Here is an 11,009-nt window from a genome sequence, read left to right as displayed (position 1 = left end):
ACCACTAGTTGAAAAAGTGATTGAGAAAGTTGGGAAACCGGAAGCCGTTGCCGCAGATGCAGCTTATAAAACACCAGCGATTACAAGCTACCTGTTTAACAAAGAAATCATACCGGCTTTACCTTATACACGTCCTCGCACCAAAGAAGGATTTTTCCGCAAACAGGACTATGTATACGATGAACATTTTGATTGTTACCTTTGCCCTTCGGGCAAAACTTTAAAGTACTCAACAACAAATAAAGAGGGCTATCGCGAGTACAAATCGCCAAAACAAATTTGTACAACATGCTCATTTTTATCTCGGTGTACAGAAAGCAGAGACTGTCAAAAAGTGGTGACACGGCATATCTGGCAAACACATGTGGAAGAAGCAGATCATCTGCGTCATCATCAAGATGTAAAACCTATATATGCAAAACGTAAAGAAACGATTGAGCGTGTATTCGCTGATGCAAAAGAAAAGCATGGTATGCGTTGGACTACTTTAGGGGACTTAAAAAATTGTCGATGCAGGCGATGCTTACTTTCGCTGCCATTAATTTAAAGAAGATGGCCAATTGGACATGGCGAGGTCCAAAAATGGCCTAACATAGTGGGCTCGTAGAGCCCCAATCTCTTAACTTTAGGCGGAAATTCAAAGGGAATTTCAAAAGGGGTTCAGAATTTTTTAATTCCGAACCCCTTTTGTCTACAAACTGTAATGAGATGCTTCTTGATAAGAAGCATCTCATTTTTTCATAAAAAATACTATTTTTATCTTCGAAATAAAGATTGATCAAAAGTTCCGCCCGAGCCCCATATTAACTTAAATTAGAATCCATTTTGAAAAAAGATTGACCAAAATGGATTCTTTTATTTATAAAGGTTGCCGAAGCAACCAATTATTGATGCACAAATCCTCTCTTTTCTTTTTTTGTTGATGTAAAGTTTAGTTCTCATAAACAATAGGCTAGATCCATTCCACCCTTTTTGCAGCAATATATCGTCTGTAACCGTCCGGATGGATCTTAGTTCATCCACCTTTCCAGATCCATACTTGCTTATCATCGTATACGAAGTATTCTGAAAAAAGAGTTGACATCAAACTTGTACTTACCTTAAAGTATAGCTTATACAACAAAAAGTTTCCTTAAGGAAACTTTTTAGAAGGGGGTCAAGTAATGACTGATGAGAAAAAGGTTTCCCGCAGAGATATTTTAAAGATGGGGACTGCAGGTGCGTTTGGAGTAGCTGGATCTTATTACTTAAATAAAATGGCACAATTTCCAACTATGGCTCAGGCATCCAATAATTCGTCTCACAAGAATGGCAATCATTCCAATCATTCCAATCATGCAAATATGAGTGATAAAACAAAAACCACAGGTTATAAAATGGCAGAACGGCTCCTTACTGAGTTTGATTATGGAAACGCTACCAAGCTGCCCAACGGTCAAACACTCCGGGAATATGAAGTCGTGGCAATTGATAAGGAAATCGAAATTGCCAAAGGAATTAAATTTCCAGGCTGGACTTATAATGGAACAATTCCAGGGCCTTCTTTTCGTTGTACCGAGGGGGACCTTTTGCGGTTTCACTTTATTAATCAGGGCAGCCATCCCCACTCTATTCATTTTCACGGAATTCATCCTCCAGAGATGGACGGTTTAACTTCTATTTATCCTGGACAGAAATTCACGTACGAATTTGAAGCGAAGCCTTACGGATTACAAATTTACCATTGCCATGTGCTCCCCCTAGCCCGCCATATTCATAAAGGCTTATACGGTAATTTTATTATTGATCCAAAGAAGCCAAGAGAGCCGGCATTAGAGTTAAACATGGTTATGAATGGATTTGATTTGGATTTAGACGGCGAAAACGAGTTTTATACGGTGAATGGCTATGCCTTCGCATTTATGAATCACCCTATTAAAATCAAAAAAGATCAACTCGTAAGGATCTATCTAAGTAATTTAACAGAATTCGACTTATTAAATTCGTTTCACTTGCATGCGAATTACTTTACGTATTATCCAACCGGGAGAAACGATAACCCCTCTCAGTTCACTGATACGATCATGCAATGTCAGGGAGAACGTGGAATTATTGAAGTTCGATTTCCATACAAGGGAACATATATGTTCCATGCCCATGTAAGTGAATTTGCTGAGTTAGGCTGGATGGGATTCTTTGAGGTCGAATAAAAAAGGAGGGATAATTATGAAGGGAAAATGGCTAATTACTGTTTTAATACCGTTAGTATTACTTATAGGGGTGCTAGGATGGGTGCTAATGAATGGCGCAGGTGTAGAAAAAGATCCTGCAGCACCGATAGAAGTCTTGAACATTGAACGCATCAAGGTAACTAAAATCGGTTTCGAATTATCTGTTAGTAATACCGGACCTAAACCCTTAACGATTTCTCAAGTGATGGTTAATGATTCGGTGTGGAATTATAATGTCTCTCCTCAAGCAAAACTTGAACGATTTGATGAGGGAAAGGTGACCATCTCATACCCATGGGTGGAAGGTGATCCACATACCATTAAGTTAATCACAGAGAATGGCATTATCACGGAAGGTGAAATTGCAGCTGCCACACTCACTCCAGAAACCACCTGGAGCAACTTTCTTAATTACGGCTTAATCGGATTTTACGTTGGAATTGTCCCGATCACATTGGGGTTGTTATGGTATCCATTTATGAAACGTTTCTCACGAAAATCTATAAATGGGATTCTTGCTCTAACCGTTGGGCTCCTTTTATTCTTATTTGTCGGGACTCTGGCTGATGGATTTGAAATTGGTGCAGAAGCACCTTCTGTCTTTCAGGGGAATATGGTTGTCATAATTGGGGCTTCCTTAACCTTTTTATTATTGATCGGCTTTGATCAGTATCAACAAAGAAAACAAGAAAGGAAAGGATATTCCCCTTTTGGTCTGGCTTTGTTAATGGCTACCGGAATTGGCCTTCATAACTTTGGAGAAGGTTTGGCAATTGGTTCTTCCTTTGCACTAGGTGAAGCTGCTTTAGGAACCTTTTTAATCGTAGGGTTTACCCTTCACAACATCACGGAAGGGATTGGAATCGCTGCTCCTTTATTAAAGGCCACACCTCGTTTTAGAGACTTTCTATTACTTGGAGTTATCGCAGGTGCACCCGCCATTGCGGGTACATGGGTGGGCGGATTTATCTTCTCACCAATTTGGGGAGCTTTATTCCTTGGTATTGGAGCAGGGGCCATTCTTCAAGTAATTTATGTAATAACAAAAATGCTCATTGAGGATCATAGAAAACATAATGAAGCATCTGTTTCATGGTTAAATCTTTCTGGTTTCGCGATTGGACTATTAATCATGTACTTTACTGCATTTTTCGTGAAATTTTAAGGGATGCCTTAATCTTGTTTGGACCCATAAACAATTCCCGAACTTGGTAGAGCTATTCAACATTGTTGAATTTAAAATTTAATCAACGCTGCTAAAACTAATTAAAAGGAGCGTAATTGGTAATGAAACTTTGGAAAAAAAGAAGTAATTTTGGTAGATGGGTGGATAAACAAAAAGACCTAAATGAATTAGATTTAGAAAGAGCATCAAATATAAGTAGAGGTACAATTTCAAAATTATGTAGCGATCCGAACTATCGACCAAAAATTTCAACGGTAATTAAAATAAATCAGGGCTTAAAAAAACTTGATAAGAATATGGATTTAAACGATTTTTTTTACTGAAGTTATTCTAAAAATGATCTAAAAGGAATTACAAAATTTAATTACTTGGGGGAATTATTATGTTTCAAAGTATAGGTATACCAGGTTTAATTTTAATACTTGTCATTGCCTTGATTATTTTTGGACCTAAAAAGCTGCCGGAAATCGGTAGAGCCTTTGGACGTACTTTAACTGAATTCAAGGGTGCAACCAAGGGATTAGTATCTGATGAAGATAAAGGAGAAGGGGAAAATCCTGAGTTAACGACTGTTGAAAAGAAGCAGGATAAATCAGGTGATGCCTAAGAATTAAAAATTGTTCCTGCTTTTTGATTTTTAGAATATCAACAAAAAAGTATTACGTTTACAAACGGTCAAGCAAACTATAAAGCCCATTTCCGAAATTTTATACGCTAAAAGAATTCCAACATAAAAAGTCGATCTCCTTTACATTAAGGAATCGACTTTGTTAGTTTTTCTTAAAGAATCGCGCCCTATAATTGAACAAGATAAATTGCCTATTTAATATTTTTTATCGGTTCTTCTCGCCATAAACGTTCCATATTTACTTCATTGTTTGTATAACTTAATAGAAACACATCAGGATTACTAAGATTCTTCCAACAATCAAAATCAAAGCTGTTATCATAATTCTTTAGCAGTAGAGACATTAAATTTCCGTGAGTAACGATTATTGTGTTTTCAGTTTCACTTTTAAAAACTTCATCTACAACGTTTACTATTCGGTTCATAGCTTCTTTACTCGACTCTCCTCCTTCAAATTTCAACTCCAAATCATCGAATGTTGCTTTAAGTTTTTCAAGCCAGTCAGGTAAATCCGTTGTACTAAGTGTGCGTTCTGATAAACGTTCATCAATCTCTATTTTTATGTTTGTTTCCTCACTTATTGGTTCTACTGACTGAATTGCACGTAAGAAAGGACTTGATATGATTCGGTCAATTTTAGGATTGGAGAAAAATTCAGATAAATATATCGCTTGTTTATATCCTTTATCAGTTAGTTGTGACTCCGAAGGTTGCCCTTGTGCTTCACAATGTCTCACAATATAAATCTTTTTTTTCATACAAAGTTCCCCCAATTATGTATTACAAAATTACTTCTATTATAGTTTCTTATTTTCCCACTTCAACTGGCCCAATACAAAAAGACGCCTTATTATTAAAGAAAGACGCCCTTTCGTTGAAGAAGAAACGAGGTTAGATTTTAAGCTTGAAATATATAAGGAGACGAGGATTTAAGTAAACTTTCTACACCATTAGGATGATAAGGCATCCATTCATTAGCCTTTGGTATGTCTACCCATACTATTTCTGAAATTTCATCTTTATCTTGAATTGAAATTTCACCATCTACGATTTTTGCTTTAAATGTTATAAATAATGCATGATGGTCCTTTTCCTTAAAAATTGCTTCATTAACAGCTGGAACCTCTTCAACTTCAATTGTTAAACTGTTTCTTCCTTAGTCTCACGAATAACTGCCTGTTCCAAAATTTCCCCTTGTTCCACGGCACCAACAGGAAGAGACCAAGTCCCACCTTTGTTATTAACCATCAGGATTTTGTGTTCATCTTCCTTATATAAATGCATACGCTACATCTACTCTAAGCATTTCTTACTGTCACTCCTAAGTTTTTTAAGGTTCAATAAACCATATTATAACAGAATGATATTCAAGAATATGGTCCTATTGTTGAACAGAGAATCATCTTGTTGTAGGAATTGATATTGCACAACAATTTCATGTTGCTTGAGCTGTTAACTATCGAGGAATTTTGGTCGGTCATCCTCTAACCTTTGAAAATAACGATGAGGGGTTTACTAAATTTCTAAGTTCGATCAAAGAACTTAGAAATTTAGTAAACCGTTTAGACACCGCCATCGTGGGAATTCATTACTGGCTGAATCTATCAAAATGGTTAGTCATAATGAACAAAAACGGTAATCTGCCCCGATAGTTGCATAAAGAAAAAGCTGCCTTAAAGGCAGCTCCGATTTAAACTAACGCAGTGTTCTTTCACAAACGTTTTTCCTGATCAATGTCAAAGCCATTGATTCTCAAAGGTATCTCACCTTCTCGCTTCCCAGTTACTTCACCCACCCAACAGCAATACAATTCAAAAAAAAGTCTTCAAGATGACTAATCATAATATGTGTCAGACCCCATCATTAGTTTTAACTCATGACTTTCAACAATGGGGCGAAGAATATCCAGTCCTTGCTACTTGTATCATTGCTTTTCCCAATTCTTCTGATGTAATGATACTGCTTAACGTATCATCAAAATGTTGGTGGTACCTGCCGAATGCTTGACTGTTCTGTTTGAGCTTTCCATTCTTCCTGACGGAACTCTTTTTCCCACTTCGAAACCACAATACAAGCGAGAACATGTCCAGGAGTATTACAAGCTGTACGTGCCATATCCAGCACACGGTCAATGCCTGCTATAATTGCGACGCCTTCTGCAGGAAGCCCTACTGCTGAGGCGGTAGCTAAAAGGACAACTAGCGAACCGGATGGAACAGCAGCAATTCCTTTTGAGGTTGCAACAAGAACCCCCATTACAATCAACTGTTGGCCAAAATCCATTGGGATGCCATATGCCTGTGCTAGGAAAATAGAGCAAACAGAAAGGTACAATGTCGAACCATCACAATTCAGTGATAGCCCAGAAGGAATAACGAATGAAACAACACGTTTCGAACAACCGTATGCTTCCATTCGATCCATTAACTGAGGCAGAATGGTTTCCGTACTTGTTGTAGAAAAAGCGATAAGGAACAAATCCCATACCATTCGAAACACTTTAAAGTAAGAAATCTTCAAGAACCAAGCAATTATTGGAAACAGAACGAAAATAACAATAGCAAGCCCAAGATACACAACCCCAATCAACTTTGCCATAGGGATTAAAAGGGCAATACCATACTGACCTACAGAGGCTGCCATGAGAGAGAGTACACCAATCGGAGCGGTTACCATGACCATTTGTGTCAGTTTAAACATGATATTTGCAACTGATTCCATAAACTTCATTGCCGGCTCTGACTTTTTGCCAATTGCTCCAGCAGCTGCACCAAATAAAATAGCGAAGAATATAACAGCTAATAAATCACTTTTTGCCATCGCATCAACAATGTTGCTTGGAATGATGTTAACAAGCATCGTTTTAAAATCGACAACTTTGGTAACGCTTTCATTTAATTGTGTGATATCCTTTTGAGCGAGGTGGGACAAATTAAGCCCAGCACCAGGCTTTAGAATGTTAACAAGTAAAAGACCTATACCTAGAATCAGAGTGGTAATAAATTCAAACCATATAATTGTTTTAAGTCCTAATGAACCCATTTTTTTCATGTTTCCGTCGCCCGATGACCCAATGACAATGGTTGTGAAAACAATAGGCACAACAATCATTTTAATAAGATGAATAAAAGCGTCGCCAATTGGTCTTAAGGATTGGCCAAGTTCAGGGAAAAAATGTCCGATAAGTGCTCCAATAAACAATGCAATTAAAACTTGAAAAGCAAAAAACTTTTTCATAGGTTGTCCTCCCTGAACGAAAGATTAATAGCCTCATCACACAATATGTCCATAAATAGATCATTCCTTTCTCATTTGACTATTGAAAGAGAAAGAAGAAATAGCTTTTAAAAATCGTTTCTGTATATTCCATATATAACCTCCTTTTAAAAATATTTGTAAATATAAAAAAACTGTATCACCTATTCGCGATTCAGTAAAATACTGAATTACTATAAAGTTATAAGAATAAATTATTAATCCCGTTTACATTTTTAATTGTTCCTTAATCAGCTAACGCACCCGTTCGTATAAGGTCAGCCAGAAAATATTTCTGGTTGACCATTTTTTATATGGTTTTATTATAACGGTAGCCGGGGCAAAACGTACCTGCTCGTGGGATAAACCCCGTCAACTAAACAGTTTGCCCCTGCTTGTAGAAACATGATTAGGCTGGTTGGGACGTAGATCTCATATAACTAGCGAAGCTGTGACACTACAAGGAGAAATAGGGTAATCGGCAATCCACTAGATTAGGAGGAGATTTAGAATTTATATAAATACGCTTGTTTGCTACCGAATTTGATTAAATTCTTCAAGATGTAAAACCAAAAATACTTTATGTTTACTAAATGAGAGTAGAAGATTTATCTTCATTTAATATGGCTTAATGGAAATAGGGTGCATGATTTACACTGATTTTGGATATGTTTCGGAAACTTGAATGTATAAAAGCGAGTCTAAGATGCCATCATCAATCTTTATTTTATACTCCCAGTTTGACTGAATCTGCTGGAACGAATCTTTTTAATTCGCCAACAATTTTTCTTCATTTGACCCAAGCTTGATCGTGTATTCAGTCGGTATCCATAAGCCTGTATTCTCATTTCTTCCTTGGAGAACATATTTCGGGTTGTTTTTGCCCATACTTTCTGCAGCTGTTTTCGAAAGCTTGCCGATATCACCTGTTTTGAGGCGGTTGATAATTAAACCTAGTTTCAAACTCTTAATTGTCAGCATTTCATAATCTGTACTGCTGTCTCCAGCTACGAATATCGGACCGTATCCGCCCCGCTTTTTGGAGATGGCGTGTTCGATCACTTCCACCTTACCTTCTCGAGCAGTGATCGGCCAATTGTCTTCATATTCTGCTTGAGTAATTCCTTCCTTCTTTTTTAATCTCATCCCAAAGACATTTTCCTTTGGAAGGTTGTAGCCGTATTTTGGATTTGACGAAAATACCTCCACCACCTCTTCCATCGAAGCCGAAATAACATAAACGTCAATCCCATTCTCCATAAAAGTATGCATTAAGTTTGCGATTTCCGAGGCCAGACGCAGTCCTGTTGTATAGGTAACTTCAACTGTACCGGCTTTTCCTAACATGGACCCAGGACTTATAAGCGTCACCGATGCCATTCCCGCCCCTAAGTTATAATCATTTGAAGCCTCTGCAAGCTGCTGAATTTCTTCGGTCGACATGTTCGCAAATAAATAAAGCACCCATGGATATCCGATTTCAACACCGTATGTTTCCCCAATGGCTTCATACAGAAAGTACATTTTCGCTTTAAAATCTTTAAATCGATCAGTTGAATGTAGCGTTTCTAACCGCTCTTTTCCATTCATCCCATTATAGTTGGAATAAAGAAATTCGTAATCGCGTTTCAGATCCTCGGCGATTTGCTTGAGAGTGACTGCATCTCCCTGAAGGTTTTTAAACTCGTGTGAAAAGGGTCCATTCGGCACATTTTTTTTGATCACTTCATAAAACTCTTCCGGTTGCATGTTATATGCCAAGTGATCAATTTGATAAAGAAAGAGGGCCTCCTCCGTATCATTCATGATGCTCGAATGATCCCAATCAAAAACAACATAAGGTTTTCGTTTTGGATCGTATGCTGTACTTCCAGCACCATGCTTATCAATTAGGTTTTGAATAGACTTATAGGTGTCAGGAGCCCATTTTCCTTTATCCAACACTTGAATACAGTGGCCCTCCCTTTTTGGCTCATTCGAAACTGCATTTCCGCTTGCAGTCGCTCCTAAGGAAGCAGACAAAAACAAGCAAATGATGATCATGCCAAATAGAGCCTTTAATTTGGTTCTATTATTCATATTATCCCCCCCTGAAAAATGCAAAAGACGCCTGCCCAATAGCTCGTTATTAGCTATTGAAACAGGCGCCATTGCCGATTGATTCTTTTATGCGTAAATATTATCAATAATTTCCAGAATAGTCAAATATTTATTTGTAATTCTTAACATTTTCTATAAAATCCTCTCTAATAAGTCCCCTACGTTCTCTGCCATTTCCTTTGGTGGATAAGGCATGCCATTTTTTAACCACCATTCCACTACACCTACATAAGCATTTGCCACAAATTCGACAACTACATCTTCACTTTGGCCAAAATTTTTTCCTTTTGTTATATCCACGTCTTTTTTGAACTCTTCGATATTATGCTGAACAAACCGGCTGCGAAAGTACGGAGCTCCCTCACTTGCCAACATCGTCGAAAAAAATAAATAATTACGTTCAAGATATTCCATGCAGTGTACAGTCGATTCAATCCAATCCATTTCAGCTTCCGATTCACAAAGGTTAACCATGTTATTGATATGTTCTTCTATGATTTTATCCAACAGATCAAATTTATCCAAGTAATGGAGATAAACAGTTGCACGGTTAATATTTGCCCTGTCAGAAATATCCTGAATGGTCATGCTATCAAAATTTTTTTCAGACATCAATTCAAGAAATGCTTTCTTAATTGCTTCTTGAGTTCTTACAATTCTTCTATCCACTTTTGCCATATTTACACCATACTTTCCTTGAGATAGTCAACAATTTTTATTGATTTGTTGTTTAAACAACAAAACTGATTAAATTAACGATTTATATGCCTTGTTTTGTTAAAATTTATATTTTAAATTATAGACAGATGTCGAGAAAACATCAATTGTAGTTTTATTTTACATGAAAGGATGAAACGAAATGACAATTGAAAACAAAGTGGTTGTAATTACAGGCGCAAGTTCGGGTATTGGGGAAGCAACAGCTAAGCTGTTAGCTGAAAAAGGTGCAAAAGTTGTACTTGGCGCAAGTCGTGAAGAGCGTTTAGCAAAATTAGCAGAAGAAATTAGATCGAACGGTGGTCAAGTGACTTATCACGTCACAGATGTCGTTAACCCAGATGATAGTCAGCAGCTTGTTCAACTAGCTAAAGACACTTTTGGCGGTGTTGATGTTATCTTCTTGAACGCTGGACTAATGCCTAATTCACCACTTTCCGAATTAAAAACTGACGAGTGGAACAGCATGGTTGACGTTAATATTAAAGGTGTATTGAATGGTATCGCAGCAGTATTGCCAACATTTACTTCGCAAAAGTCTGGACATGTCATCACTACGTCATCAGTAGCTGGGCTTAAAGCATACCCAGGCGGTGCTGTTTATGGAGCAACAAAGTGGGCTGTTCGTGATTTAATGGAAGTTTTGCGTATGGAATCTGCCCAAGAAGGTACTAACATCCGCACAGCAACTATTTATCCAGCAGCGATCAACACGGAATTGCTGGATACGATTACTGATAAGAATATTTCGGAAGGTATGACTGCGCTGTACGAACAATATGGTATTGCACCTGATAGAGTTGCCAATATTGTGGCATTCGCTATTGATCAGCCAGAAGATACGAACATTAATGAGTTTACAATTGGACCAACAAGTCAACCTTGGTAATAATAAAAGGAAGATAAAACTAAG

General features: G+C 37.5%; 9 protein-coding genes and 3 pseudogenes. 7 read left to right on the top strand and 5 right to left on the bottom strand.

What is annotated here, in order from left to right; genetic code table 11:
• The 5 genes and pseudogenes from AC2YHV_RS12695 to tatA all read left to right on the top strand — a co-directional run.
• A pseudogene (locus AC2YHV_RS12695) lies at positions 1–591 on the top strand (transposase); the annotation flags it as partial.
• Positions 592–1,163: 572 nt separating this feature from the next.
• Complete coding sequence (locus AC2YHV_RS12690; protein WP_487373329.1) at positions 1,164–2,189, top strand: multicopper oxidase domain-containing protein; 1,026 nt, start codon at positions 1,164–1,166, stop codon at positions 2,187–2,189.
• A 16-nt stretch (positions 2,190–2,205) separates the two neighbouring features.
• Entirely contained in the window at positions 2,206–3,375 is a 1,170-nt protein-coding gene (locus AC2YHV_RS12685) for a ZIP family metal transporter (RefSeq protein WP_095679395.1), read from the top strand.
• A gap of 122 nt (positions 3,376–3,497) precedes the next feature.
• Positions 3,498–3,719: a helix-turn-helix transcriptional regulator gene (locus AC2YHV_RS12680; RefSeq protein ID WP_239858368.1), complete on the top strand. Its 222-nt coding sequence runs from the start codon at positions 3,498–3,500 to the stop codon at positions 3,717–3,719.
• A 59-nt stretch (positions 3,720–3,778) separates the two neighbouring features.
• The gene (gene tatA, locus AC2YHV_RS12675) at positions 3,779–4,003 is read left to right on the top strand and encodes a twin-arginine translocase TatA/TatE family subunit (protein ID WP_034307658.1); all 225 of its coding nucleotides are present in this window, start codon (positions 3,779–3,781) and stop codon (positions 4,001–4,003) included.
• A 212-nt stretch (positions 4,004–4,215) separates the two neighbouring features.
• Here tatA and AC2YHV_RS12670 read toward each other — a convergent pair whose 3' ends face one another.
• Together AC2YHV_RS12670 and AC2YHV_RS12665 are read right to left on the bottom strand one after the other, a co-directional pair.
• Positions 4,216–4,782, bottom strand: a complete 567-nt coding sequence (locus AC2YHV_RS12670) for a histidine phosphatase family protein (RefSeq protein WP_063575853.1) — start codon at positions 4,780–4,782, stop codon at positions 4,216–4,218.
• 140 nt (positions 4,783–4,922) lie between these two features.
• Positions 4,923–5,330 (bottom strand): annotated as a pseudogene (locus AC2YHV_RS12665) (NUDIX hydrolase).
• 85 nt (positions 5,331–5,415) lie between these two features.
• Between AC2YHV_RS12665 and AC2YHV_RS12660 the strand changes: the two are divergent.
• A pseudogene (locus AC2YHV_RS12660) lies at positions 5,416–5,640 on the top strand (IS110 family RNA-guided transposase); the annotation flags it as partial.
• A gap of 358 nt (positions 5,641–5,998) precedes the next feature.
• Here the strand turns inward: AC2YHV_RS12660 and AC2YHV_RS12655 are convergent.
• From AC2YHV_RS12655 to AC2YHV_RS12645, 3 genes are all read right to left on the bottom strand, one after another.
• Complete coding sequence (locus AC2YHV_RS12655) at positions 5,999–7,261, bottom strand: dicarboxylate/amino acid:cation symporter (protein WP_063575852.1); 1,263 nt, start codon at positions 7,259–7,261, stop codon at positions 5,999–6,001.
• 786 nt (positions 7,262–8,047) lie between these two features.
• Positions 8,048–9,358 (bottom strand): HAD family hydrolase, encoded by a 1,311-nt coding sequence (locus tag AC2YHV_RS12650; RefSeq protein ID WP_487373328.1) that lies wholly within the window; start codon positions 9,356–9,358, stop codon positions 8,048–8,050.
• Positions 9,359–9,511: 153 nt separating this feature from the next.
• Positions 9,512–10,057 carry a TetR-like C-terminal domain-containing protein gene (locus AC2YHV_RS12645; RefSeq protein ID WP_487373327.1) on the bottom strand — a complete coding sequence of 182 codons (546 nt, stop codon included), beginning with the start codon at positions 10,055–10,057 and terminating at the stop codon, positions 9,512–9,514.
• Positions 10,058–10,238: 181 nt separating this feature from the next.
• On the opposite strand from AC2YHV_RS12645, the gene AC2YHV_RS12640 reads away from it, so the two are divergent.
• The gene (locus AC2YHV_RS12640) at positions 10,239–10,985 is read left to right on the top strand and encodes an SDR family oxidoreductase (protein WP_487373326.1); all 747 of its coding nucleotides are present in this window, start codon (positions 10,239–10,241) and stop codon (positions 10,983–10,985) included.
• Positions 10,986–11,009: the final 24 nt, after the last annotated feature.

This window comes from Peribacillus sp. SRI_006, assembly GCF_057586375.1.
This window is presented reverse-complemented; position numbering and strand designations above follow the sequence as displayed.

Bases quoted from the DNA above. Each gene is read 5' to 3' on its own strand.
- AC2YHV_RS12690 (WP_487373329.1), top strand. From the start codon at position 1,164: ATGACTGATGAGAAAAAGGTTTCCCGCAGAGATATTTTAAAGATGGGG.
- AC2YHV_RS12685 (WP_095679395.1), top strand. From the start codon at position 2,206: ATGAAGGGAAAATGGCTAATTACTGTTTTAATACCGTTAGTATTACTT.
- AC2YHV_RS12680 (WP_239858368.1), top strand. From the start codon at position 3,498: ATGAAACTTTGGAAAAAAAGAAGTAATTTTGGTAGATGGGTGGATAAA.
- tatA (WP_034307658.1), top strand. From the start codon at position 3,779: ATGTTTCAAAGTATAGGTATACCAGGTTTAATTTTAATACTTGTCATT.
- AC2YHV_RS12670 (WP_063575853.1), bottom strand. From the start codon at position 4,782: ATGAAAAAAAAGATTTATATTGTGAGACATTGTGAAGCACAAGGGCAA.
- AC2YHV_RS12655 (WP_063575852.1), bottom strand. From the start codon at position 7,261: ATGAAAAAGTTTTTTGCTTTTCAAGTTTTAATTGCATTGTTTATTGGA.
- AC2YHV_RS12650 (WP_487373328.1), bottom strand. From the start codon at position 9,358: ATGAATAATAGAACCAAATTAAAGGCTCTATTTGGCATGATCATCATT.
- AC2YHV_RS12645 (WP_487373327.1), bottom strand. From the start codon at position 10,057: ATGGCAAAAGTGGATAGAAGAATTGTAAGAACTCAAGAAGCAATTAAG.
- AC2YHV_RS12640 (WP_487373326.1), top strand. From the start codon at position 10,239: ATGACAATTGAAAACAAAGTGGTTGTAATTACAGGCGCAAGTTCGGGT.